The sequence below is a fragment of the Arthrobacter sp. zg.Y820 genome, assembly GCF_030125555.1.
Taxonomy (GTDB): Bacteria; Actinomycetota; Actinomycetes; order Actinomycetales; family Micrococcaceae; genus Arthrobacter_B.
On the sequence record NZ_JASKLX010000010.1, the window covers coordinates 41456 to 66627 of the forward strand.

The following is a 25172-nucleotide window of genomic DNA, read 5'->3' on the forward strand; positions in this document are numbered from 1 at the left end:
TTTGGTTAATCGAGGCGCATACGCCGCGGGACGAGGGGCACGGTTCATGGGTCAGCACGGCGAGCACGCACGCGAGGTTTTACTGGACGCAGCCGAGGAACTCTTCGCCCGTTTCGGCATCGATGCGGTCTCCAACCGACGCATCGCCGAGCATGCCGGCACCGCCAACCACTCAGCCGTCGCCTATCACTTCGGCGGCCGCGACGAACTGCTGCATGCCCTGATCACCCGGCATACCGTTGACACGGACCGCCGCAGGACGGCGCTGGTCTCCACCTTGGCGGACGACGCCGGGCTGTCGGACCTGCTGGCGTGCCTGGTCCTGCCCTGGACCGAACATCTGGCCGCGCTGCCGGTGCCGAGCTGGCGGGCGCGGTTCATTCACCAGATGCGGACTGTCCCCTCCATGCACGAGGTGCTCTCCCGGTCCGCCGTGGCCAGTCCCGCCACCGATGCCCTCGTCAAACGCATCGAGGCCCTGCTCGGCACGACGCCCCGGACCGTGCTCCATGGCCGGTCCTGGATCCTCGGCAATATGGTGCTCGGGGTGTGCTCCGAGTATGAGGCAAGGATCCAGGACGGCACCGAGCCGGCCAACTGGACCGGCGTCGGGTACTTCCTGATCGATTCCTGTGCCGGGATGCTCTCGGCTCCGGTGACGCATCCCGGCGATTTTTTGACCCAACAGTCGCCGCTCTACCTGCCCTGACCGCCGGGTGTCCTCGGCCATCAGATCCGCGTTGATAGCCGCCGCCGCGCCGAGGCCAGCCGTGGCGGCACCGGGCCGGTTCCTCCAGTGTGGAACCGTGCCGGTGCAGCAGCAACGATTTTTGCCGCTATGGCAAACTCGACCCATGACGGATGAACAGAAGGACGCCCTGCACGGCGTCGGCGCCCGGCTGCGGTCGCTGCGGTCCGACCGCAACATCACGTTGGCGTCGTTGTCGGCCGCCACCGGCATTTCGGTGAGCACTCTTTCCCGGCTGGAGTCGGGGCAGCGGCGCCCAACGCTCGAGCTGCTGCTGCCCCTGGCCAAAATCTACGGCGTCACCATTGATGAGCTGGTGGGCGGGCCGTCAACCGGAGATCCCCGGGTGCATATGCAGCCCATCAGGCGCCACGGTGCCACGATCATTCCGCTGACCGAAAAGGCCAGCGGAATCGGCGCCTACAAGTACATCCTTCCGGCCCGCAGCAGGCCCGCGGTGCCGGAACCCCGCACCCATGAAGGCTATGAATGGCTCTACGTCCTCAGCGGGAAGCTGCGGCTCATCCTCGGCGGCACCGAGCTGGTGCTGCAGCCGGGCGAGGCCGCTGAGTTCGACACCCGCCTTCCCCACTGGATGAGCAGTGCCGACCTCGGCGCCGTCGAGTTCATCGCCCTCTTCGGCCCGCAGGGTGAGCGTGCGCACCTGCGGGCCCGCCCGGCGAAGGGTCACTGATTCTGTGCGTCAACTGCTCGTCAACTGCGCCGCGCCGAGCTGCCTGCGCGGCGCCGGGCTGTGAGGTCACCGGCCCGGCGCCGAGGGAGCCAGCTGCGCTCCCCGCCGGCCCAGCATCCGGTCATAGAGCACTGCGAAGACCATGGCGACCGCCACGGCGATTCCGATGAGGATCAGCATGCCGATAATGCCACTCTGCAGTCCGGCGTCGGCATCGGCGTCGAAATACAGGACCGCGCGGTTGGCCATGGTCATTTGATACAGCGGTTCACCGGGGGCAATAAACCGGAAGAAGGCCGGCAGCGCCTGCAGCGGCACCACGCCGCTGGCCGAGGGCAGCCCCATGAACACCACGTAGATCATTGACAGGATCATGCCCGCGCTGCCCAGCGCGGTGATCAGCGCGAAGGCCACCGCGGACACGGTGATGATGGACAGCCAGGTGGTAAGGAAGTACCAGCCGCCGTGCGGCAGCGGCATGCCGACGGCCGCTGCCACCCACATCATCAGTCCGGCCGTGGGGAGGGCGGCAAGGACCACGATCCCCCACTTGGTGAAGAAGGTGGCCCAGCGGGCCGGCCGCGCCGGCGGTCCCAGGCTAAAGCGCGGGCCCAGTTCGACCGGAAGCACGCCCAGCCGGGAGTCCACGAGGAAGTGGATCGACACCGAACCGGCAATTCCGACGATCATGAGCAGCACCGAGTAGAAGAACGCTCCCATGCCCAGCGCGGTCCCCTCCTGCGGCGTCTGATAGGCAGTGGTGGTGACCTGGATCGGGCTGGCCAGCAGGTCCGCCGCGGTGCCGGAGACGTCCGGCGATACCTCCTGCTCCACTTGGGCCGGAAGGTCGAGGCTGCTGAGCTGCCGGTCCAGTTCTTCCTGCGCCTCGGCCCGGGCGCCTTGCGCCGAGCGGGTGAGCTGTTCGCCCAGGTTTTCGTTGGCCTGTTCCAGGGCGGGGTCGACGGCGGCGGTCGCCAGGCTGCTGGCCAGCGGTCCGGCGAGCGGATTGGTGTAGACGCTCACGGCTGGCCGGGACACCTCCGTATCGGTGAGGGCTCCGCTGACCAGGGCGAGTGCGTCCGCCGAGAAGGATGGGGGAATAACGACGGCGGCATGGATGCGGCCGGTGCGCATCTGGTCCTGGGCCTCGTCCCAGGACAGCGTCCGCAGGTCGATCTCGTCGTTCGCCGCGAAGCCCTGCTGCATCTGCTCCGTTATGGTGGCGCCGAGGTCTTCCCTGCCGCCGCCGTCGGGCGCTTCGGCACCGGCGTCTTCGTTCACCACGGCGATCGGAAAGTGGTTCAGGTTTGCGCCCGGGCTGCCGAGACCGCCGATGTACAGCGCGGCGCCGGTTCCGCCCAGGAGCAGAAGCACCAGCAGCGGCAGCAGCCACAGCCGGGGAGACCAGTAGCGGGGAGATTCCGTGGCGTGCTGGGTCCTTCGATTCCCGGACCCGGTGTCGACGGTACTTGCGGGCATGGGGCGTACCTCCAGAAGCCGGAGTTTTCGCACAGTCCTGTCCTGTGAGCGTATCCGCGGAGGGGTGCCGCGGGAACGCTTGGGCTGGAAAACCGCGCACTGGGTCCCACCCTTTGTGAAAGAAGTGCACTGCCGTGGTCCCGCCGGCCCCGCGAGTGCTCCTACGATGGGAACCAGTGCGGGAAGGCTACGTCCCGGGTGCCGGAGCGGTCCCGGCCAGGCGGCGGAGCAGCGCGTCCAGGACCTGAGCCTGTCCCTTGACCAGTTTGCTGCGGGCCTCGGGCTCGGCATACCAGCCGGCGTCATTCATCTCGGGATACTCCCGCACCGTGCCCGAGCCCGGCGGCCATTCCAGCGCAAACGTATTGCTCGTTATCCGCTCCGGCGAGAAGTCGGCCTCGGCGATGAAGACCGCGATGGTCTTTTTCGAGGACTGCCGGAAGCTGCCCAGCAGGACGTAGTCAGCCTCCGGGGCCGGAGAGCCCATTTCCTCGGCGAATTCCCGCTTCGCCGCCGCCAGCGGCTCCTCGTCGAGGTATTCACCCTTGGGGATGGACCACGCGTGGGAATCCTTCCGCGCCCAGAATGGCCCGCCCATGTGTCCGATCCACACCTCAACGCCGGAAGGAGCGCTCCGCCGGTACAGGAGGATGCCTGCGCTGGTGACCATGATGGTGTGCTCCCTGTTCTGCTGGATGTGTTGGGGTTTAGTCGCCAAATTCCTCACGCGGACGGTCCCATCGTAGGTGACAGCATGACAGCGACGCTTGCCGTCCCGCTATGCGCCGGGACGCCAGGGAACCCACGACGGCGGCGCCGTCGTCTGCTGCGAGCATCGGGACCGTCCGCGGAACTTCCTCCCTTCCCTGCCCCTTTTCATGCAAGGATCGGCGTATGCCCTCCCGCCTGATGCTGCTCGACACCGCGTCCCTGTACTTCCGCGCCTTCTACGGAGTGCCGGATTCCATCCGCCGCAGCGACGGAACTCCGGTCAACGCCGTCCGCGGCCTGCTGGACATGATCGCGCGGCTCACCACCGACTACGAGGCCACTCACCTGATTGCCTGCTGGGACGATGACTGGCGGCCGCAATGGCGGGTGGACCTGCTCCCGACCTACAAAACGCACCGGGTGGCCGAGGTGGTGGCCGCCGGACCCGATGTCGAGGTGGTGCCGGATCCGTTGGAGGCACAGATCCCGATGATCCGCCGGACGCTGGAACTGGCCGGCGTCGCCGTCGTCGGCGCTCCCGAGCACGAGGCCGACGACGTGATCGGCACCTACGCGAGTTCCGCCGACCTGCCGGTGGATGTGGTCACCGGTGACCGCGACCTGTTCCAGCTGATCGACGACGACCGCTCCGTCCGCGTCATCTACACCGCCCGCGGCATGAAAAACCTCGATGTCCTGACCGAGGCCTCCATCGTCGAGAAATACCGGGTGCTGCCCGTCCAGTACGCGGACTATGCCACCCTGCGCGGCGATGCATCCGACGGCCTGCCGGGGGTGTCCGGGATCGGCGAGAAGACGGCGGCGTCGCTGCTGGGCGAGTACGGCACGCTCGATGCGCTGCTGGCTGCGGCCGGAAACCCGGAAAGTTCACTGTCGTCGCCGGTGCGGGCCAAGCTGGCTGCCGCAGCGGATTACCTCGAGGTCGCGCCCACTGTCGTGAAGGTGGTCCGCGATCTGGACCTGCCAACGCCCGACGACGCCGGAGCCCAGCTGCGCCCGATCACCGGCGACGCGCGGGCCGAGCTGGAGAAGCTCGGCGCTGAGTGGAACCTGGGCGGTTCGGTGACGCGCCTGCTTGAAGCCTTTGACCGGTTTGCGTGAGCGCCGCACGGTTTCCCGCTCTTTGTGCACTCGTGGGGCTCGCGTTTCCCCTCTGACCTCAGCAGCCCTAAAGGGTGGGAACCGGCGTCGGCCAGCTTTGCGCTGCCCCGGGGTCACTATCCGGAAACTGCATGACCGGTCCGTGCGTCGTTAATCGTGCGCTTGCTGGTGTTTCTGAGGCATTACCCGTAATTCTTAAGCACCCCGCCTTAGCGGGGGTGTCATCGGCCGCTGCAGGCGCGGCAGGCACCTAGAAGGATTGCGCCCCTGGAGTGCCCGGCTTGTGCTGGCAACGGCTCCCCGATGGTAGGTGTGAGCGTTCCACCCCAGATCGGCGGGTGAAAGGTCGCCCGGAGCGCCGGGCACAGCCTTCGCGGTCATCGAAACCCGTACCCGTGATCCACGCGGCCATAACGCGTCAGTAACGGTCGCTCTGTCAACCTGTGATCAATCATTCGTACGTGGAACTTCAAGTGACAGCAGCAGTCGCAAATTAATCAGTGGACAGCGTTCCGCTCCCTCATGAGGCAGAACTTGATAGGAGATAGAAGTGACCGAGGTTATGACCCCAGACCAGCCCCTGCGACGGTCCTGCGCGACCATGGAGGAGCATCGTCGTCTGTTGAATGAAGACTCTTCCTACGCCTCGGCGCGTGCGGGCATTGAGACGGCAGCACGAAGTTTCGCACAGCGAAGGACAGCGGCGCGGCCAGGGATTACAAGGATCCCTGTCGCGGTGCACGTGGTGTGGCATGAGCCGAACGAGAACATCTCCGATGAACAAATCCAGAGTCAGATTGATGTGCTTAACCGGGACTTCCGGGCGGCCAATGCGGACATCAGCGGCGTTCCCGCTGTCTGGCAATCCAGGATTGGTGACCCACGGATTGAATTCGAATTGGCAAAAGTGGATCCTGGCGGGAACCCCACGAGCGGGATAACCCGAACACCAACCACGGTGAAGGGGTTCGGTCACGTGGGAGACCCCGTTAAGTCCGCAGCGACGGGTGGCGCCAATCCGTGGCCTGCGGACCGGTATCTGAACATGTGGGTGTGTCAACTCGAGGGTGGACTGTTGGGCTACGCGACGTTCCCTGGAGCACCGACGGCCGTTGACGGTGTGGTCATTCTTCACTCAGGTTTCGGAACGTCCGGCACCGCGCAGGCACCTTTCGACCGCGGCCGGACCGCGACCCATGAGATCGGTCATTGGCTGAACCTGTTTCATATTTGGGGCGATGACGGTACCGGATGCAACGGCTCCGACGAGGTCGATGACACTCCTAATGCCGCCGGGCCCAATTTTGGGCGGCCGGTCTTTCCTCACGTTACGTGTTCAAACGGTCCCGACGGCGACATGTTCGTGAACTATATGGACTACACCGACGATGCCGGCATGTTCATGTTCACCGCAGGGCAGGTGATCCGGGCGCAGGCCACACTGGATGGTCCGCGCGCCTCGATTGGTGCTGAGGTGGTGCCTGGGGTGAGCAGTGCCGGCCCTGACCTGACCGGGGACAGGAAGGGCGACATTATCGGTTTCGGCGACGGCGGAGTCTGGGCGTCCCTGAACAACGGCGACGGGACCTTCAAGGCCCCGGCCAGGGTAGTGGATAACTTCGCCTACAGCGCCGGTGACTGGCGGGTCGAGAAACACCCCCGCTTCCTGGCCGACCTCACCGGAGACGGCCGGGCCGACATTATCGGTTTCGGCGACGGCGGAGTCTGGGTCTCCCTGAACAACGGCGACGGGACCTTCAAGGCCCCGGCCAAGGTAGTGGATAACTTCGCCTACACCGCCGGCGACTGGCGGGTCGAGAAACACCCCCGCTTCGTCCCAGGCCCGGGCTCCATCGGCAGCTAACAACCCGGACAGAAGACCAGAATGAGCTCACCACTTCGAGACCGGCGGTTCCACCATCACCCCGATATATCAGTTCCCTCAGCTTCAAGTCTCCTTACGTTGTTTCTCCTGGTTTTGATCACTGCCGGCTGTGGCACACCCTCGACGCCGGATACCGGCGGGCCAGTATCATCGGCACAGTCGCCATCAGAGAAGGGCCGCACCATGACCGATTTACGCACGTGCCTCCTCGGCCGTTGGATGCACTCCCATGAGGAGGATTCCGATGGAATGGAGGTTTATCGCCCGGCTGATTACGCATTCCCACCGGCTAGGGGCCGGACAGGTTATGAGTTCGAAGCCGACGGCCGGGCGAGTTATTTGGGGATTGCGGCTGCCGATGGATCAACCAAGGTGCCTGGACGCTGGGTCCTTGAGGGCGCCGACAGGGTCAGCCTCACCATGGAGGAAGGCCTCGTTCAACCTATGCTGCTCCGCGTGCTGGACTGCACGCCGGAGAAGCTGGTGCTAGGCCACTGACGCGCTCCGGATCTTCCGCCTGGCATTGGTGGTGGCGTTGATTCCGGGATCCGCCTGCACCCCGTGATTTGATTCGTGTTCGCTCTGGATCCGCCCTGAGGGTCGATGGCAGTTGTGCCGTGGGAGAGATGGTGCCGTTCCGGAAAGTTGAATCGGCTGCGGTGACGGTAACGCGGCAATAACGCAGCAGGAGTAATCCAGAGATGGGGAGCGGTGCCCGACACCTCCCGAAGTACCTTCAATCAGAGAAGAAAGATGTCAATGAGCATTGACGGGCGTCCGCAGGGCCTACATGCAACTGGTAGACGATAAGATCGCTGAACGCCGGGGAGCGGTACTCCTGATCGCGCCACGGGTAACTGTCCACTGGCCTGAGAATGCAGTCACAGCGTGGCGGGTACGCAGAAAGCTCAAGCTCCCGCGCCCGAGGATTGCGCCTCAATCCTTTTCCGCCCTGTCCCACCACGTAGAACCGGTATTTCGTGCCGTCAGAAGCTGAAGGGAAGAAGCCCGTCCAGTGCCCGGTTCCAACGTCCTTGACCAGTTGATCCTGGTCCCGGGGCGTGTAGTCGTCCGCCCCGTTTAATGCCACGTACAAATGGTCCGCACCTGGGGCCCGAACCCGGAACGTCGCGCCGTTTGCCACACCAGCCACCCCCCATTGGCGTGGCACCAGAAACATGCTCCTGCGACGCGGCCATGAACAACTCCCAACGGACACGGGCAGATGCCAAAGCGCTGCCGGCTGTCATCCAGATTTTTACTCCCGAGTAGAAATCATCTTTTCGTCACTGCCTGAGGAAACAGGTCATCCCCTTCTCATCAAGAACCGAATTCGGTGGGCCATCCCAGTTCCAGGATCGACTGTTCCGGGGCCGGTGCCTCCTCTGCTGGCCCGCACGTACTCATTTCTTTAAAGAAACAGTGCCTCATCAACGGTCATTCCATTTTCATTTATCACTTCCTGAAGGTCCGGTGCAGAACTCTGGAAGGTGTTACGACGCCTTCTTAGCCTGAAGTAGACCTCCCCCGGCGTTACTACTGCGTTACCGCCCCAGAGTCGTGCAGCCAACCGAAGGTGAGTCTTTGAGGGGGCGGCGAAGTACGAACGCGTGCTGAACGGAAATGTCGGCTCAGGAGGCATGCCGACGTTCACCGGTGGTAACGGGTTTTTCGCTGAGTCGGGTTGCGTTTTCTGCATGGTGGTTGGGCTGCCATCCGCGTTCGTGCGTCCAGTAACACTGAAATGACGGGTGAATTGGCAGAATGCGGTTGGCAAGTGTCCTAGGATTCCAATCCGGGGGAACTCCGGGGTGATAATCCGAACTAACCGCGGCGACAAGGTCTGGCGTTTCCGCTCTACCTGGTTTTGCCCGCGATGCTAAGGAACCTGCGCTGGATGATGCGGCCCGGCTTTCGCATACGCGTTGTGTGCGCGCTGGTCGAGACAGCGGCAGCTATGAAAGCAGAGGCCGTGCGCATAGTTGCCGCACACTGGAGAAGATGTCAACGGGACTATGTCGTCTTTAGATGCCTCGACGCGCTCAACGAGTATGGACGATCCCCGGGTGGGCGTGCTCGTAGCGACGTTTATCGCCTAGCCGGAGAAAGAGGAAAACCGGATCACGTTTTGACGAAGCTGTCCGTTCTGACGAATGCGTCGGAGGGTCGTCCCCACACTGCGTGATGGACTTGACGAAGCGTGAGTGGCATGCAGCGACAAGGAGCCATTTGGCGTGGCCGGCGCCATTCGAACTCTCGGAAGCTTATACCGGGAAGTTGGGCAATTTCTTCTGGTGCGGCATGACCTTCACGAGGGCATGGCTCTCGAGGTTTGGCAGATCAAATTTAGCCGCTTGCTTTTCGGCACCAAGCGGTTTTGAAACCCGCCAAGACCGGATTGCAGGATGGTCTTCATGACCAAGCAGCGCCGTCAACCCTTCGAGGGAAGCACCTGAGATCCGGCGCACATGATAGATCAATGGAAACCGTGTGAACCTGTATCCGCGGGTCATGACATTAGCCTGACCTTGGCTTCCAAAAAGTGCAGTGCGCCATTACACGGTAAAGCATTGAAGAAGCTCAATGCGTTGGAGAACCTGGGTAGGGCCGTAAGTGCGGCCACGCGCTGGCCTGTCTCGACTTATCGCCTTTCCGGCACGGGCTCCGCCCTTCTGCGTTCGTGATCGAAAACAACTAATCAGACCAGTGTGAGCCTCGAAGTTTCCCGGGGTTCCGGGCAGTCGTAGTTACGGACACACCCCCTGGGTGGGCCTAGCACGCCACAGTAACGCAGATGTAACGCTTGCTGACTAACGTTGCGATCGGTACACCGGTTTTCCTGAAGGCGGTATGAGCCCATGAATGATAAGCACGAACACGAATCGCATCAGGGCGGCAACGGCACCGGCGCCTCGGAGAAAGACAGCGACTATTACGCCGGTAAAAGCGGCAGTCAGCAGGATGACGGTGAGGGCGGCCACGCCCGGAGACGCCTGGATGAGATGATCTCCCACCGTGTGCCTGACCAGCTGAGTTCCGAAAAGGAGCCCGGCAAGGAATCAATGGCGGAAACTCCGCCCTCAGAGGCGTCTTCCCCTGATGAGGAAGAACAATCAGACGAAGGAGCACCCGATGAAGGGTGAAGTGGACGACGCGGGCCAGGGGCGGCTGGATTTCGGCAATGACGAAGGAGCGGAACAGGATGCGGCCGACACCGGGCTGCCGGGAGGGAAGGTGCTGCTGAGACTCATGCAGATCTTGGAGCGCGAGGGTCTTGACGACGTGGCGGCCGAAACCATTGCCATGGCCGTGCAGGGGGAAGAGCAGAGTCGAATGAGCCGGGTACTGGGAGGTTTCACGTCCTCGCCCACGGGCGACACGGCGGTAGCGCATCCTGAGCAGTGGGATGCAGGAACGTCCCGGGACTCCGCCGGAAGCCAGCAGGAAAACCTCGCCAAGGCCTTTGGGGAGGCGGTCGAGTTGATGGGTCCACCCACTGCGGTCGGGCCGCAATGGCGTTCACTGGGTCCTTGGACCATCCCGAACGGTCAGACGTACGGTTCCAACAGGGTGAATGTTTCCGGGCGTGTGTCCACGATGGCCGTTGATCCGGCCAATCCCGCTCATGTTCTGGTCGGTGCAGCGCAGGGCGGTGTATGGGAGAGTTTCAATCGCGGTGTCAGCTGGGCGCCCCGTACGGATTACGCGGCAACCCTCGCCGTCGGGGCCGTAGTGTTCGATCCGACGGATTCAAGAACAGTATTCTGCGGTACGGGTGAGGGCAACTTCTACTGGTGGCTGGGGGCCGGGATACTCCGCTCAACCGATGGCGGCAGCACCTGGTCGCCCTTGTGTACAACGCCATTCGTGGGACAAGGGTTCTACGACCTAGTGATCGACCGTGCCGACCGGCGCCATCTGCTGGCCGGTACGACCCACGGGTTGTACGTATCCGCAGATGGCGGCGTCACTTGGACGCGCCGGCGCACCGTCCGTACATGGTCGATGTCGATGGCTCCCGCGGGGGGTGCAGCGGCTGAGATACTTGCGGCCTGTCGTGACGGGCTGCATCGGTCCACAGACGGCGGTACCGAGTGGAATGCGGTCGCTCTCCCGGGTGCACCCGGTACATTTGACCGGCTCGAAGTGGCAATCGCACCGTCCAATCCCAACGTCGCCTATGCGTGGGGAGCCGCGGGTGCTGCCGCATACCTGTGGCGACGTGCCAACGCTACATGGACCGCGGTCGGCACCCCACCCGGCGTCAGGGTCAACCAGGCGTGGTATGACTGGTTTCTGGCTGTCTCACCAGACCGAGACACCCAAATATATTGCGGTGCCATTGAGGTCCACCGCGGTGACCTCGCCGGAACAGACTGGTCTTGGCGTAACCTCAGCAATAAAGGCGCGACCGGACAGTCTATTCACCCTGACCAGCATGCCATCGCATTCGAACCGGGTGCCTCCGCTAGGATCTACATCGGCAACGACGGTGGCCTGTTTCGAAGTGCTGATCGGGGCATCACATGGCAGCACTGCAACAACGGTCTCGTCATCAGCGAGTTCGAGTATCTCGGTCAGGACCACGGATCCTCCCGCTGGCTGATCGGCGGCACCCAGGACAACGGCACTCAGCGCTGGACTGGGCCCTCCACTATGGAACACGTGGCGGACGGTGACGGCGGTGACTGCGGGGTCAACCGAACAAATCCGAACACGGTATTCCACACCTACTACAACATGACTCCCCAACGGTCCACGACGCGGGGCGGCTTCGGGACCTGGACCGACATTTTCCCGCCAGTACCCGCTGGAGAGGGCAGCCTGTTTTATCCTCCGTTTGAAACCAGCGCGACCACGGGAGACACCATAGCGATGGGAGGCGACTCGCTGTACATCTCCCGGAACAACGGAACCGCCTGGACGCGCCTGGCGTTCCCCTCGGCAGCCCGTTCCAGCGCCCTGTACATTCCCGGTCCTGATGATGTCTACGTGGGAACCACCAATGGAGGCATATTCTGCAGCCATTGGAGCGGGACGTCCTGGGGCACGCTCACGGCACTAGCCTCGCCCCGCGCCAATGCAAATGTCAGCGATCTGCACGTCCAGCCGGGCGGGACCAGGATCTGGGCGACGTCGACAACGCTAAGCGGCGGACGCGTGTTCCGGTCCGATGACGGCGGCTCCACCTGGACCGACCGGTCCGCCGGTCTTCCCCCGCTGCCGATCAACGCCATCGAAATCGACCCAGGTGACGCCAACCGGATCTGGGTGGCAGCGGACGTCGGCGTGTCCCAGTCTCTCAATGCAGGTGCCTCATGGGCCGACTTTTCAAACGCGCTGCCGAACTCCATGATTGGCGACCTGATATTCCACCCGCACGCACGGGTGCTCCGTGCGGGCACTCGGAACCGCGGAATCTGGGAGATACCCGTGGACGGCTGGCAGACCCAGCCCCACAACGGCACCCAGTTCACCGGCTCTCTCGCCAGCAACGAGACCCGCCGCTGGTTCACCTTCAACTGGCCCGCCACCTGGCACATCATCTGGACCGTCATGCCGGTAACCCCCCGGCCCGGCTCACCGCAGGTCAACTGGACCGTACAGGTGGAGCGCGCCACTGCCGAATACGTCACGTACTGGATCACCGTACGCAATCTCACCGCCGCCCCGCTCACTTTTGAGGGCCGGTACAGCATTCTGAGCCGATACTGAGCAAAGGACAAAGATATGTGGACCAACATCCAGTTCACCGGTTCTCTAGGCCCTGGGGCCTCCAACAGGTGGTTTACGTTCAACTGGCCCACGGCCTGGCACGTTATTTGGTACCTGATGCCCACCTCGCCCCAAGGGGGAAATCCGCAGGTGGACTGGGACGTGGCTGTTGAACGGGCAAATGCCACCCAATGCACGTACTGGATCACCGTGAAGAACCTCACGAATCAGACCGTGAGCTTCGAAGCCCGCTACGCGGTCCTGAACTAAGGAGAACAGCCCCATGTATGTCGTAATTCAAATTGACAGCGGGGACGACAAACCAGCCATTGGCCTGGATACAGGGAATACGTCGCGGGAACCGACTGATAACCGGGATACGGCCGCCGGGTCAGTCCCGGCCTGGCCAGCTCCGGACCCGCAGATACCAATGGCCCGGGGTTTCGTTGAGCTGGACGCGCTTAACGGCGGGGCCGCCGGAGCACAAGGAGAACCGGGACCGGCCCCGTCGTCCGGCCTGCTGGCCAGAGCGCAGACTGTGGGGGCGCTTGATGGCGGCCCAGCACCGAGTGCCCCGCCACCTGATGCAGCGCCGCCATCTTTTACCGGGGCGCCCCCATCTGCGGCCTTCGCCGAAGGCGAAGTTCTCACCGACTGGCACTTCCCAAACCTCGCCGTTGATATGTCCGCGGGCCCCGCTCCCATGGAGCCGGGCACCGATGATTATGTGACCACCATAACCGGTACCGGAACCGCGGAAAAAGAGACAGCCGAGGAGCCTGAGCCACCCGGAGCGGAAGCCAGAACTTCAGGAGAAGAACCCGACCATGGGAAGAAGTAGCTCCCTTGCCATGAGGGGACTTACTCCAATGGGGTGGGTCGTCGGAATGACACGGAGATCTACGCCATGACATCGGAGATCATTCTACTAACGCTGTTGGGAACTGCTCTGGCTTGCACGCTGTCCGCTTCGGCCGGATTGGGCGGTTCCCTCGTTCTGGTGCCTATGCTTGCGCTGGCCATCGGCACGAAGGAGGGCGTGGCTCTTGCAGCCCTGCTGCTAGCGGCTAACAACCTGGTCAAACTTGTTGCTTACCGTGGCACCATCCCCTGGGGGAAATCTCTGATCGTCTTGGTCTTGGTGGTGATCGGTTCCGCCGTGGGTGCTGCCCTTCTCATCGCCGCCCCCGAAACATGGGTCAGCGCCGCAGTGGTCTTGAGCATTGTATTGGGGTTGGGTGCCGAGCGTCTCAAACTCAACGCGGTGCGGAAGGTCGGAGCCCCCGTACTTGCCTTGGCCTCGGGCGCGACCTCCGGGTTCTCGGGAACGTCGGGACCGTTGAAAGGGGTTGCCCTGCGCTTGCTTAACTTGGACCGAAGCCATCTGGTCGGTGCTGCGTCGATTGTTTCATTGGCCGGAGACGCGATGAAGGCAGGCATCTACGCCGGGGCAGGACTGCTCAGCACACAGTCCCTGCTGTTGATGACGGGGCTCTTCCCCGTCATGATCGCCAGCACCTTCTTCGGCCGGTATCTGAACTCAAGGGTCGGAGAGCGCGGTTATGCGGTCCTCTTCTGGACCGTCATGGGCGGCTACTCCCTGAGACTGCTCGGTTTTGCACCGTAGGCCCGGACGGTCGTCACGGCCCACGGTGCGACGGACGGTCACACATTTTTCAGGGACGAGGGAAGTCAAGGTGCGCAGTGGGAGAATGTCAGCGTGGTCCGAAAACGATCGGACCAGGCCGTCTACCTGATCGTCGGCCACGTCAAATTCTGGATCGTCGACCCCACGGAATTCGCTGCACTGCGAATGCGCTGGGACGTACGCGTCGTCAGCGACGGATCTCATCGGGCTTCTGGGAAAGCAGACTTCGTGCACCCCCTGGCATCCGCCCCAGCGATGTCTATTTCGACTGCCGGGAATCGTACGATGCGATTGACGGCAAGGACTACGGCAACTGCTGCCCCTCTAAACAATTGATACGTAGGACATACTCAGTGCTCTCACCGCTGGGTGGCTCAGCGCCACCCCATACTTCAACCATTCGCCGACTCCTGCCCGCCGCCGGACTGATCACCGCCGAACCAAATAAACGCTCCAAGTCCTCGCTGCACCGCTTCGAAGCCGCGCAGCCGAAGGAGACCTGGCTTCATCCACTGGCCGCTGGCCGACGGCACGGATACCGAGATCCTGGATTTCCTCGATGACCACTCCCGCTATCTGCTCGCCTGCACCGCCTACCGGCCCGTCACCGGAGCCGCTGTCAGTGAGACCTTTCTCAAAGCCGCCAACCGCTACGGGCTGCCGGCCTCCACCCTGACCGACAACGGCCTGGTCTATACCTCCCGCTTCGCCGGCGGCAAAGGCTGCCGCAACAGCTTCGAGAACCTCCTGCACGCCCTGAAAATCACCCAGAAAAACGGTTCACCGGGACACCCGCAACCCAGGAAAATCGAACGCTTCCAGCAAACCCTGAAGAAATGGCTCAGCGGACAGCCCCGGGCACAAACCCTGGAGGATCCCCCCCAACTGTAGAAGTTCCGCCACATCTATAACCATGAGCGCCCGCACCGGGCGCTGGACCGGCAAACTCCCGCACAGACCTACAACGCCACCGTCAAAGCGGTTCCGCTGACAGCCAGGCAGGGAGGTCATTGGCGGGTACGCGTGGACCGGTTAGATGCCACCGGGCAAAACATCCTCATGCTCATCTACGAAACGGACATCGTCATCACGGAAACAGCCGCCGGAGAGATCCTGCGCGAACTGACCTTGGACCACCCCCGGGGCTACCAAGCCAGGCAAAAGAAAACACCCCGGTCCGAAGACCGGGGTGCTACCTATGTCGCGACTCATCCGGAAACGATCTCGACTCATTCCAACGGTGCCCGAAGTGGGACTCGAACCCACACACCTCTCGATACTGCATTTTGAGTGCAGCGCGTCTGCCAATTCCGCCATTCGGGCCAGCCCTGCGGCGTGAATCACAAGTTCACAATCCGTGTTGGGCGCGAATCTACTCTACATGCGGATAGGCTATTTCTGTGAACTGTCAGTTCGCACACGGCAGTCCAACCGCATTCTGAGGAGCACCTGTGTCTGAGTCAACTGAGCCCGCACCGTCCAACACACCGGCGCGGCGCGTCATCGTCGCCGAGGATGAGACGCTGATCCGCCTCGACATCGTGGAAATCCTCACCGGCGAGGGATACGACGTCGTTGGCGAAGCCGACAACGGCGAGAAGGCCGTAGCACTGGCCACCGAACTCAAGCCGGACCTGGTCCTGATGGACGTCAAGATGCCCGTCATGGACGGCATCACGGCCGCCGAGCAGATCGTCAAGGCCCGCATTGCCCCCGTGGTCCTGCTGACCGCCTTCAGCCAGAAGGAACTCGTGGAGCGTGCCCGTGAAGCCGGTGCCATGGCCTACGTGGTCAAGCCGTTCACCCCCGCGGACCTGATTCCGGCCATCGAGATCGCCTTGTCCCGGCACGAGGAAATCAAGGCCCTCGAAGACGAGGTCAGCGACCTCAAGGAGCAGTTCGCCACCCGCAAGCTGGTGGAGCGCGCCAAGTCGCTGCTGACCACCAAGATGGGCCTGACCGAGCCCGAGGCCTTCCGCTGGATCCAGAAGACCTCCATGGATCGCCGGCTGAGCATGCGCGAAGTCGCCGAGACCATCATCAACCAGGTCAACTAGGCTTCCGCGCCCCGCACACCGGAGCACCAAGAGCACCAAGCAACGGCCCTGCCCGACGACGTCGGGCGGGGCTTTTTGCCGCCCTCACCAAGTCCCGTCCCCGGTCGACTCCGGCACCTGCGGAGCAGCCGGTCCCGGCGGAGCCTATCCGGCCGGGGAAGGCCGGCCCTATATTGGTGAGACGCTATTGGAGCTGCAGGGCTTCCACGGCTGGGTACTGGGCCCGGCCTCGACTGAAGCTCCCGGGAGAAACCATGGCCGTGTCCTCTCCGCATCTGTTTGAGGCGCCGCACCTCACGAATCTGGCGCAGCCCCGGCCGCGGCTGGCAATCGCTCAGGGCCTCGGCACCACGGAAATCTGGGCTTCAGCAGGAACGGGCAAGACGACGCTCCTGGCGCAGTGGGCCGCTGAGGTCAGAGCGGACGGAGAAACCGCGGCGTGGATCAGCATCCCGGCCGCAGGAAGCAGCCGGCCCCGGTTGCCGGCACTCATGCGCGGTTCCCTCGCGGTGAATGCCCCGCCGGAAAGCCTCCGAGACGGGCCCGGCAGCCGGGTGAACCTGCTGTTCGACGATGTCCATCACCTGCACGACCCTACGGAGGCTCAATGGCTGGCTCAGCTGATTGAATCGCGGCCACGGGGCATGCGAATTGTCCTCGCGGGACGCCATCCGCCGAACTATCCGGCGCACCATCTCCCCCGCTTCGGTGCCGGCTCCGAAAAGGTGTCCGTGGAGTACCGCACCGCTCATCTGGCGTTCACCCGGGCCGAGACCGCAGCGTTCGATCCCGGAAGAGGTCACTGATCACGGCAAACAGCGCCATCAGGTACGCGAAGAAGACCGTGGCCCAGAAAATCCATCCGATGACACCCCAAAAGTCGTCCCAGAATTCCATATCGGCTGCCCTGCTTTCAAAGGTGTGGACGGGTATGAGTGCATCCTCACCCGGTGTGTTGAGACCCGTCTCCCAGCCCTGCGGCCTCCGATGCACGCCGGCGGGCCGAGCACGCACACCATAACTATGAACCTCGCCGGCACCCGTCCACCTCACCCAAAAGAGGTGAGATCCCCAAAGCGCCTTCCCGGCCGCCTCGCCTCGAAGGCACCCTCCTGTCCTGGCTGTACTTGGGGCGAGCAGAGGGTGAGACGACGACAACGGGCTCCTCCCCACGGAGGCGGCGCGTGACAATCGGCTATATCCGAGAAAGTGGATATCTATGGATGGAAATGGATACCGAAAAGATAAAAAGCTGCCCGACCGGAGAAATCCGGTCGGGCAGCTTTCGTACAGCCCAGCTTCAGTAGCTCAGCTCAGCACATCAATCGAACCTAGATGGACTTGGCCTTGCCCTTGTTGCTGCTCTTGATCGGCCACGGGCCGACCTTCTCCTTGACCCGCATCTGCCCGTCGAGGCGCTGACCGGCGTCGGCGATGTCCCCCACCTTGTGCACCTTGATGGAGTTCGTGGAACCGGCCTGTCCGGGAGGCGAACCGGCGGCGATGACCACCAGGTCGTCAAGCTCGACCAGCTCGTTCTCAAACAGCGTGCGGTCCACCTGGGCGGTCATCTGATCGGTGTTCTCGGCGAACTCGACCAGCATCGGCTGGATGCCCCAGAAGAGGCTCATGTAGCGGTACGTCTGCTCCACCGGGGTGAAGGCCAGGACCGGCTTCTTGGGGCGCAGGCGGGAGAGCCGGCGGGCCGAGTCACCGGACTGGGTGAAGGTACAGACGAACTTTGCGTCCAGCTGATCGGCGATCTCGACGGCGGCACGGGTGATGGCGCCGCCGCGGGTGCGCGGCTTGGAGCCCAGGGCGGGCACGCGGTTCAGGCCGTGCTCTTCAGTGGACTCGATGATCCGGGCCATGGTGGTCACGGTTTCGATCGGGTACTTGCCCACAGAGGTTTCGCCCGAGAGCATCACGGCGTCCGCACCGTCAAGGACGGCGTTGGCGCAGTCGGAGGCTTCCGCGCGGGTGGGGCGCGGGCTCTCGATCATTGATTCCAGGACCTGGGTGGCCACGATGACCGGCTTCGCCCAGCGGCGGGCCAGCTCGATGGCGTTCTTCTGCACCAGGGGAACGTCTTCCAGGGGAAGCTCGACGCCGAGATCGCCGCGGGCAACCATGATGGCGTCGAACGCATCGATGATTTCCTCGATGGCGGCAACGGCCTGCGGCTTCTCGATCTTGGCGATGACCGGCACGCGGCGGCCTTCCTCGTCCATGATCTCGTGGACGCGGCGGACGTCGACGGCGTTCCGGACGAAGGACAGGGCAACCATGTCCACGCCGGTGCGGATGGCCCAACGCAGGTCGGCCTCATCCTTGTCGCTCATGGCCGGAACGCTGACGGCAACGCCGGGCAGGTTCAGGCCCTTGTTGTTCGATACGGCGCCGGGAACGGTTACTTCGGTGACAACCTTGACGTCGTCCACAGCGGTGCAGCGCACCGCAACCTTGCCGTCGTCGATCAGCAGGGTGTCCCCCACGTTGACGTCGTTCGGCAGGCCGGTGTGCGTGGTGGAGACAATCTCCTTGGTGCCAGGCACGTCCTCGATGGTGATTGTGAAAACATCACCCTTGTTCAGGAAGTGCGGACCGTCCATGAAACGGCCCAGGCGGATCTTGGGGCCCTGCAGGTCGGCGAAGATGCCGACGGGCTTGCCCAGTTCCTCGGAAGCGCGGCGCACGTTGTCGTACACGGACTTATGTACGTCGTGGTCGCCGTGGCTCATGTTCATCCGAGCCACGTCCACTCCTGCGCGCAGAACCGCGAGGGTGTTTTCGTAGCTGTTGATTGCGGGGCCAAAAGTGGCCACAATTTTTGCGCGTCTCATGTCTTCCAGCGTAGTCGCCCGGCGCCGATTACGCATGGAGACGGGCCGCAGGAGCCGCCTGTGACGGGAACTGCGGCCCGTGTTTTTTCTCTCACCCGGCCCAGGCTGGGCCTCACCCGGCCCCGCTGGCCCTCAGCCGGCTACGCAGGAGGTCAGAGAGGCGAGATCGCCCGGTCCGTGGGCGCCACGGGCGCCGGCAGACGGGTGGAACCCATCAGCCACTGGTCCACGGCGGCGGCGCAGGCACGGCCTTCGGCAATCGCCCACACGATCAGTGACTGGCCGCGGCCGGCGTCACCGGCGGCAAACACGCCCGGCGTTTTGGTCATGTAATAGCCGTCCCGCACTACGTTGGAGCGTTCGTCGAACTCCGTGTGCACCTGCTCGGCGAGCCCGGCGGGCTCCGGACCGGTGAAGCCGAGCGAGAGGAACACCAGGTCCGCCGGCAGCACCCGCTCGGTGCCGGCCTTGGGCACGCGCCGCCCGTCCACGAACTCCGTCTCGGCGATTTTCACTCCGGTCAGCTGCCCGCGCTCCCCCACGAACTCCACGGTGGAGGCCAGGTAGGTGCGCTCCCCGCCTTCCTCGTGGGCGCTGGCGGTTTCAAACAGCGTCGGAAACATCGGCCACGGCTGATGTGCGGCGCGTTCGGCCGGCGGCTGCGCTCCGATGGCCAGCGTGGTCACCGAGGCGGCCTGCTGGCGGTGCGCCGTACCCAGGCAGTCGGCGCCGGTGTCGCCTCCGCCGAGGATGATCACGTGCTTGCCCTCGGCTGAAATGGAGTTCCGGACCTGCTCCCCCGCGACGGCGCGGTTGGCCTGCACCAGGTACTCCATGGCGAAATGCACGCCGTTCAGCTCGCGTCCGGGAATCGGAAGGTCCCGCGGCACGGTGCTGCCGGTGGCCACCACGACGGCGTCGTAGCGCCGGCGCAGCTGCTCCCAGCTGATGTCCCGGCCCACTTCGACGCCGGTGCGGAACCGGGTTCCCTCGGCGCGCATCTGGTCCAGGCGGCGGTCCACCTGCAGCTTTTCCATCTTGAAGTCGGGGATGCCGTAGCGCAGCAGCCCGCCGATCTTGTCGTCGCGCTCGTACACTGCCACGGTGTGGCCGGCGCGGGTGAGCTGCTGCGCGACGGCCAGGCCCGCGGGACCGGAGCCGACGACGGCGATTGTCTTGTCGGTGAGCCGCTCCGGCGCGTGCGGGGTCACCCAGTTTTCGTCGAAGGCCTGGTCGATGATCGAGACCTCGACCTGCTTGATGGTGACCGCCGGCTGGTTGATACCCAGCACGCAGGAGGACTCGCACGGCGCCGGGCACAGCCGCCCGGTGAACTCCGGGAAGTTGTTCGTGGCGTGCAGCCGTTCAATGGCCTCGCGGCCCTTGTCCCGGTACATCAGGTCATTCCACTCGGGGATGAGGTTGCCCAGCGGGCAGCCCTGGTGGCAGAACGGGATGCCGCAGTCCATGCAGCGGCCCGCCTGTTCCTTCAGGACGCCCTTCTGCTGGGCTTCGTAGACCTCTTTCCAGTCCATGATGCGCACCGGTACGGGCCGGCGCGGCTGGGTCTGGCGTTCACGTACTTTCAAGAATCCGCGTGGGTCAGCCACCGGTTACCTCCAGAATTCGGGTCCATGCTTCGGCGCCGTCGGGGTCAAGCCCGGCTTCGGCAGCTGAGGCACGGGCGTCAAGCACTGCGGCGTAGTCACGCGGCAGCACCTTGGTCATGCGGCGGGCAGTGGCGGCGAAGTCCTCGAGCAGGGACGCCGCCAGGACGGATTCGGTTTCCTCGACGTGCCGGATCAGCAGGCCGCGGACAATGTCGGCGTCCTCGGCGTCCAGCGGTTCCAGGCGCAGCTCGCCCTTCTCCAGCGCGTCCTTGTTGATCCGTTCGGTCCGCAAATCCAGCAGGTACGCCGTGCCGCCGGACATGCCGGCGCCGAAGTTGCGTCCCGTCGGGCCCAGGATCAGTGCCTGTCCCCCGGTCATGTATTCACAGCCGTGGTCGCCGATTCCCTCGACGACGGCGGTGGCTCCGGAGTTGCGGACCAGGAAGCGTTCGCCCACCTGGCCGCGCAGGAACATCTCGCCGCTGGTGGCGCCGTAGCCGATCACGTTTCCGGCAATGACGTTCCGTGCCGCGTCGAAGACGTTGGCGCGGTCCGGGCGGACGATTATCCGTCCGCCGGAGAGGCCCTTGCCGACGTAGTCGTTGGAGTCCCCCAGCAGGCGCAGCGTAACGCCGGCCGGCAGGAATGCGCCGAGTGACTGACCGGCCTGGCCGGTGAGGGTCACGTCGATGGTGTCGGGAGCCAGGGTGTCGGTGCCGAACGTCTTGGTCACCGTATGCCCGAGCATGGTGCCCACCGAGCGGTCGGTGTTCACCACGTCCAGGGTGATGCGCACCGGGCTGCGGTTCGCCAGGGCGTCGGCGCTCATTTCGATCAGCTTGTTGTCGAAGTGCGAGTCCAGGTCGTGGTTCTGCGGCACCATGTTGCGCATGGGCGCGCCGGGTTCGACGACGTCGGCTCCGCGCAGGATCGGCTCCAGGTCCAGTCCGTCGGCCTTCCAGTGGTCCACGGCTGCCTTGGTGTCCAGCAGCTCGGTGTGCCCGATTGCCTCCTCGAGGGAGCGGAACCCCAGTTCGGCGAGGATTTCGCGCACTTCCTCAGCCAGGAACTCGAAGAAATTCACGATGAATTCGGGCTTGCCGGTGAAGCGGGACCGGAGTTCAGGATTCTGCGTCGCCACGCCCACCGGGCAGGTGTCCAGGTGGCAGACGCGCATCATGACGCAGCCGGAGACCACCAGCGGAGCGGTCGCGAAACCGAACTCCTCGCCGCCGAGCAGCGCGGCAATCACGACGTCGCGTCCGGTCTTGAGCTGGCCGTCCACCTGCACCACCACGCGGTCGCGGAGGCCGTTGAGCATCAGCGTCTGCTGGGTCTCGGCCAGTCCCAGCTCCCAGGGGGCGCCGGCGTGCTTGAGCGAGTTCAGCGGCGAGGCGCCGGTGCCGCCGTCGTGCCCGGAAACGAGAACGACGTCGGCCTTGGCCTTGGTCACGCCCGCCGCCACGGTGCCGATGCCGGCCTCCGACACCAGCTTGACGTGGACCCGGGCGCTCGGATTGGAGCGCTTGAGGTCGTAGATCAGCTGGGCGAGGTCCTCGATGGAGTAGATGTCGTGGTGCGGCGGCGGGGAAATCAGGCCGACGCCGGGGGTGGAGTGCCGGGTGCGGGCAACCCAGGGGTAGACCTTCTGCGCCATGAGCTGGCCGCCCTCGCCGGGCTTGGCGCCCTGGGCCATCTTGATCTGGATGTCATCGGCGTTGGTCAGGTACAGGCTGGTGACGCCGAAGCGCCCGGAGGCCACCTGTTTGATCGCGGAGCGGCGCTCCGGATCGAGCAGGCGTTCCACGTCCTCGCCGCCCTCGCCGGTGTTGGACTTGGCGCCGAGGCGGTTCATGGCGATGGCCAGCGTTTCGTGAGCCTCCTGCGAGATGGAGCCGTAGCTCATCGCGCCGGTGGAGAAGCGCTTCACGATGCTGGAGACGGGCTCCACCTCATCGATCGGCACCGCTGAGCGTTCGGCGGTGCGGAATTCGAGCAGGCCGCGCAGGGTCATCAATGACTTGGACTGGTCGTCCACGCCGTTGGTGTAGGCCTTGAACACGTCGTAGCGTCGTTCACGGGTGGCGTGCTGCAGCCGGAAGACGGTTTCGGGGTTGAACAGGTGCGGCGGGCCTTCGCGGCGCCACTGGTATTCCCCGCCGTTCTCCAGGGGCCGGTGCGGATCCTCGATTTCGTCGTCCGGGTAGGCGCTGGCGTGCCGGGCGGCGGCTTCGGCGGCGATGACGTCCAGGCCGACGCCGCCGAGCTGGGACTGGGTGCCGTGGAAGAACTCGTCGACCAGTTCCTGGCCCAGGCCCAGGGCCTCGAAGGTCTGCGCGCCGCAGTAGGAGGCCACCGTGGAGATGCCCATCTTGGACATGATCTTCAGGACGCCCTTGCCGAGGCCCTTGATCAGGTTGGAGACTGCCTCTTCGCGGGTCACGCCGGTGATGTCGCCGTTGCGGACCAGTTCCTCGCAGCTTTCCATCGCCAGGTACGGGTTGACCGCCGAGGCGCCGTAGCCCATGAGCACCGCCACGTGGTGGACCTCGCGGACGTCGCCGGCCTCCACCAGCAGGGAGATCTTGGTGCGGTTGGCGCTCTTGAGCAGGTGATGGTGCACGGCGGAGAGCAGCAGCAGCGACGGGATCGGTGCCCACTGCGCGCTGGAGTCACGGTCCGAGAGGACGATGTACTCGATGCCGCGGTTCACGGCGCCGGAGACTTTTTCGCAGATCTCGGAGATCCGGGCGCGCAGCTCGGCCTCGCCGCCCTGCGGGCGGTACAGGCCGCGCACCTTCAGCGAGACCTTCTCGCCGTCGTTGTTGGTGACGTTGGTGATCTTGGCCAGCTGGTCATTGTTGATGACCGGGAAGTTCAGGGCAATCTGATGGTTGCGGACCTGGCCGGCGGCCAGCAGGTTCCCGACCGGGCCGATCGAGGCGCGCATGGAGGTGACCAGTTCCTCGCGGATGGCGTCCAGCGGCGGGTTGGTGACCTGCGCGAAGGACTGCACGAAGTAGTCAAAGAGCAGCCGGGGACGCTGGGAAAGCACCGCGATCGGCGTGTCCGAGCCCATGGCGCCCAGCGGTTCCGCGCCGGTGCGGGCCATCGGGCCCAACAGGATGCGCAGTTCCTCCTGGGTGTAGCCGAAGGTGCGCTGCCGGCGGTTGATCGAGGCCTTGGTGTGCAGCACGTGTTCGCGCTCGGGCAGTTCCTCCAGGGAGACCTGGTTTTCCCGGACCCAGTCCGCCCACGGATTCGCGGCAGCCATCTCGGCCTTGATTTCGGAATCCTCGATCAGGCGTCCGGCTTCAGTGTCGACCAGGAACATCTTCCCCGGGGAGACGCGGCCCTTGCGGACCACCTTCGCCGGATCAATGTCCACCACGCCCACCTCGGAGGCGAGGACCACGAGGCCGTCCTCCATCACCCAGTAGCGGGCCGGGCGCAGGCCGTTGCGGTCCAGGACCGCTCCGACCTGCGTGCCGTCGGTGAAGGACACGGCGGCGGGGCCGTCCCATGGCTCCATCAGCATGGAGTGGTACTGGTAAAAGGCGCGGCGGGCCGGATCCATCGTGGCGTGGTTTTCCCAGGCCTCGGGAATCATCATCATGATGGCGTGAGTGATCGGTCGGCCGGACAGCATCAGCAGTTCGGCGACCTCGTCGAAGGACGCCGAGTCGGAGGCTCCCGGGGTGCAGATCGGGTAGAGCTCTTCCGGGGTCTCGCCCAGCAGCGGGTTCTTCAGCTGGGACTGGCGGGCGCGCATCCAGTTGCGGTTGCCCTTGACCGTGTTGATTTCGCCGTTGTGCGCAATGGCGCGGAACGGCTGGGCCAGCGGCCAGGACGGAAAGGTGTTGGTGGAGAACCGGGAGTGGACAATGCCCAGCCGGGTCTTGAAGCGCGGATCGGAGAGGTCCGGATAGAACGGCTCCAGCTGCGCGGTGGTGAGCATGCCCTTGTAGACCATGGTCTTGGAGGACAGCGAGGGGAAGTACACGCCGAACTTGTTCTGCGACCGTTTCCGGACGCGGAAGGCGCGGGCGTCCAGGTCGGAGGCATCGCCGTCGGCCGGTGCCAGGAACACCTGGACAAAATGCGGCATGCAGGCCCGGGACATGGCGCCCACCAGGTCAGCGACGATCGGCACGTCACGCCAGCCCAGGACGGTGAGGCCCTCGGACTCGGCGATCGCTTCCACGCCGGCGCGGGCGGTGTCCTGCTCCCGGCCCTCGGTGGGCAGGAACGCGGTGCCGACGGCGTAGGTGCCGGCGGCGGGCAGGTCGAAGGCGGTGACGGCACGGAAGAATTCGTCGGGCACCTGGGTCAGCAGCCCGGCCCCGTCGCCGGTTCCCTCGTCTGCGCCCACGGCACCGCGGTGCTCCAGGTTGCGCAGGGCGGTAAGGGCGGCGTCGACAATGTCGTGCCCGGGTTCCCCGCGCAGGGTGGCGATAACGGCCAGCCCGCAGGCGTCTTTTTCGTTCTCGGCGCGGTACAGCCCGGTGTCCGCCGGAAAAGCGGCGAAGCGGGTGAACGGCGAAACGGCGGAAGATCCGCCGGGCGGAAACAGATCAGTCATGAGGTAAGTCCTTCCCCCTGATGGAGCTTGTGGGAGGGGACAACGCTGGCCCCACGGCGGAAGGCGCAAATATTCCGC

17 protein-coding genes, 1 tRNA gene and 1 pseudogene are annotated in these 25172 nt (G+C 64.5%); 12 read left to right on the forward strand and 7 right to left on the reverse strand.

The window, feature by feature from the left end:
- Positions 1-46 precede the first annotated feature (46 nt).
- Both QNN99_RS12195 and QNN99_RS12200 read left to right on the forward strand, forming a co-directional pair.
- On the forward strand, positions 47-709 hold the full coding sequence (locus QNN99_RS12195; protein ID WP_229966733.1) for a TetR/AcrR family transcriptional regulator: 663 nt from the start codon (positions 47-49) through the stop codon (positions 707-709).
- 145 nt (positions 710-854) lie between these two features.
- Positions 855-1442: a helix-turn-helix domain-containing protein gene (locus QNN99_RS12200; RefSeq protein ID WP_229966734.1), complete on the forward strand. Its 588-nt coding sequence runs from the start codon at positions 855-857 to the stop codon at positions 1440-1442.
- Positions 1443-1508: 66 nt separating this feature from the next.
- Here the strand turns inward: QNN99_RS12200 and QNN99_RS12205 are convergent, their stop codons facing one another.
- Together QNN99_RS12205 and QNN99_RS12210 are read right to left on the reverse strand one after the other, a co-directional pair.
- Entirely contained in the window at positions 1509-2921 is a 1413-nt protein-coding gene (locus tag QNN99_RS12205; protein WP_229966735.1) for an ABC transporter permease, read from the reverse strand.
- A 187-nt stretch (positions 2922-3108) separates the two neighbouring features.
- Positions 3109-3594 (reverse strand): NUDIX hydrolase, encoded by a 486-nt coding sequence (locus tag QNN99_RS12210; RefSeq protein WP_229966993.1) that lies wholly within the window; start codon positions 3592-3594, stop codon positions 3109-3111.
- 221 nt (positions 3595-3815) lie between these two features.
- Between QNN99_RS12210 and QNN99_RS12215 the strand changes: the two genes are divergently transcribed.
- The 3 genes from QNN99_RS12215 (at position 3816) to QNN99_RS12225 (ending at position 7137) form a co-directional block, all read left to right on the forward strand.
- Positions 3816-4754, forward strand: coding sequence for a 5'-3' exonuclease (locus tag QNN99_RS12215; RefSeq protein WP_229966736.1), 939 nt, complete (start codon positions 3816-3818; stop codon positions 4752-4754).
- Positions 4755-5355: 601 nt separating this feature from the next.
- Positions 5356-6618: an FG-GAP-like repeat-containing protein gene (locus QNN99_RS12220; protein WP_269439218.1), complete on the forward strand. Its 1263-nt coding sequence runs from the start codon at positions 5356-5358 to the stop codon at positions 6616-6618.
- 204 nt (positions 6619-6822) lie between these two features.
- Positions 6823-7137: a hypothetical protein gene (locus QNN99_RS12225; RefSeq protein WP_229966737.1), complete on the forward strand. Its 315-nt coding sequence runs from the start codon at positions 6823-6825 to the stop codon at positions 7135-7137.
- 1766 nt (positions 7138-8903) lie between these two features.
- On the opposite strand, the gene QNN99_RS12230 is transcribed toward QNN99_RS12225, so the two are convergent.
- Entirely contained in the window at positions 8904-9152 is a 249-nt protein-coding gene (locus tag QNN99_RS12230; protein ID WP_229966738.1) for a hypothetical protein, read from the reverse strand.
- A 345-nt stretch (positions 9153-9497) separates the two neighbouring features.
- On the opposite strand from QNN99_RS12230, the gene QNN99_RS12235 reads away from it, so the two are divergent.
- The 5 genes and pseudogenes from QNN99_RS12235 to QNN99_RS17525 all read left to right on the forward strand — a co-directional run.
- Positions 9498-9782 carry a hypothetical protein gene (locus QNN99_RS12235; protein WP_229966739.1) on the forward strand — a complete coding sequence of 95 codons (285 nt, stop codon included), beginning with the start codon at positions 9498-9500 and terminating at the stop codon, positions 9780-9782.
- Entirely contained in the window at positions 9739-12354 is a 2616-nt protein-coding gene (locus QNN99_RS12240) for a beta propeller repeat protein (protein ID WP_229966740.1), read from the forward strand. The genes QNN99_RS12235 and QNN99_RS12240 overlap by 44 nt, the downstream gene beginning before the upstream one ends.
- Before the next feature lie 15 nt (positions 12355-12369).
- Positions 12370-12624, forward strand: a complete 255-nt coding sequence (locus QNN99_RS12245) for a hypothetical protein (protein ID WP_229966741.1) — start codon at positions 12370-12372, stop codon at positions 12622-12624.
- A 637-nt stretch (positions 12625-13261) separates the two neighbouring features.
- A complete protein-coding gene (locus QNN99_RS12250) occupies positions 13262-13981 on the forward strand; it encodes a sulfite exporter TauE/SafE family protein (protein ID WP_229966742.1) in 720 nt (239 codons plus the stop codon).
- 392 nt (positions 13982-14373) lie between these two features.
- A pseudogene (locus tag QNN99_RS17525) lies at positions 14374-15292 on the forward strand (integrase core domain-containing protein); the annotation flags it as partial.
- Here the strand turns inward: QNN99_RS17525 and QNN99_RS12260 are convergent.
- Positions 15244-15325 (reverse strand) — tRNA-Leu (locus QNN99_RS12260). The pseudogene QNN99_RS17525 and the gene QNN99_RS12260 overlap by 49 nt on opposite strands.
- Positions 15326-15453: 128 nt before the next feature.
- On the opposite strand from QNN99_RS12260, the gene QNN99_RS12265 reads away from it, so the two are divergent.
- A complete protein-coding gene (locus QNN99_RS12265) occupies positions 15454-16059 on the forward strand; it encodes an ANTAR domain-containing response regulator (RefSeq protein ID WP_229966743.1) in 606 nt (201 codons plus the stop codon).
- 254 nt (positions 16060-16313) lie between these two features.
- Complete coding sequence (locus QNN99_RS12270; protein ID WP_229966744.1) at positions 16314-16865, forward strand: MalT transcriptional regulator family protein; 552 nt, start codon at positions 16314-16316, stop codon at positions 16863-16865.
- Positions 16866-17390: 525 nt separating this feature from the next.
- Here QNN99_RS12270 and pyk read toward each other — a convergent pair.
- The 3 genes from pyk to gltB all read right to left on the reverse strand — a co-directional run bounded on the left by pyk (position 17391) and on the right by gltB (position 25094).
- A complete protein-coding gene (gene pyk, locus QNN99_RS12275) occupies positions 17391-18902 on the reverse strand; it encodes a pyruvate kinase (RefSeq protein ID WP_229966745.1) in 1512 nt (503 codons plus the stop codon).
- Positions 18903-19054: 152 nt separating this feature from the next.
- Positions 19055-20512, reverse strand: coding sequence for a glutamate synthase subunit beta (locus tag QNN99_RS12280; protein ID WP_229966746.1), 1458 nt, complete (start codon positions 20510-20512; stop codon positions 19055-19057).
- The gene (gene gltB / locus QNN99_RS12285) at positions 20505-25094 is read right to left on the reverse strand and encodes a glutamate synthase large subunit (RefSeq protein ID WP_229966747.1); all 4590 of its coding nucleotides are present in this window, start codon (positions 25092-25094) and stop codon (positions 20505-20507) included. The genes QNN99_RS12280 and gltB overlap by 8 nt, the downstream gene beginning before the upstream one ends.
- Positions 25095-25172 lie beyond the last annotated feature (78 nt).

Coding starts and splice junctions, on each gene's coding strand:
- QNN99_RS12270 (WP_229966744.1), top strand. CDS start 16,314: ATGGCCGTGTCCTCTCCGCATCTGTTTGAGGCGCCGCACCTCACGAAT.
- QNN99_RS12215 (WP_229966736.1), top strand. CDS start 3,816: ATGCCCTCCCGCCTGATGCTGCTCGACACCGCGTCCCTGTACTTCCGC.
- pyk (WP_229966745.1), bottom strand. CDS start 18,902: ATGAGACGCGCAAAAATTGTGGCCACTTTTGGCCCCGCAATCAACAGC.
- QNN99_RS12245 (WP_229966741.1), top strand. CDS start 12,370: ATGTGGACCAACATCCAGTTCACCGGTTCTCTAGGCCCTGGGGCCTCC.
- QNN99_RS12250 (WP_229966742.1), top strand. CDS start 13,262: ATGACATCGGAGATCATTCTACTAACGCTGTTGGGAACTGCTCTGGCT.
- QNN99_RS12230 (WP_229966738.1), bottom strand. CDS start 9,152: ATGACCCGCGGATACAGGTTCACACGGTTTCCATTGATCTATCATGTG.
- QNN99_RS12200 (WP_229966734.1), top strand. CDS start 855: ATGACGGATGAACAGAAGGACGCCCTGCACGGCGTCGGCGCCCGGCTG.
- QNN99_RS12240 (WP_229966740.1), top strand. CDS start 9,739: ATGAGGAAGAACAATCAGACGAAGGAGCACCCGATGAAGGGTGAAGTG.
- QNN99_RS12205 (WP_229966735.1), bottom strand. CDS start 2,921: ATGCCCGCAAGTACCGTCGACACCGGGTCCGGGAATCGAAGGACCCAG.
- QNN99_RS12225 (WP_229966737.1), top strand. CDS start 6,823: ATGACCGATTTACGCACGTGCCTCCTCGGCCGTTGGATGCACTCCCAT.
- QNN99_RS12220 (WP_269439218.1), top strand. CDS start 5,356: ATGGAGGAGCATCGTCGTCTGTTGAATGAAGACTCTTCCTACGCCTCG.
- gltB (WP_229966747.1), bottom strand. CDS start 25,094: ATGACTGATCTGTTTCCGCCCGGCGGATCTTCCGCCGTTTCGCCGTTC.
- QNN99_RS12195 (WP_229966733.1), top strand. CDS start 47: ATGGGTCAGCACGGCGAGCACGCACGCGAGGTTTTACTGGACGCAGCC.
- QNN99_RS12235 (WP_229966739.1), top strand. CDS start 9,498: ATGAATGATAAGCACGAACACGAATCGCATCAGGGCGGCAACGGCACC.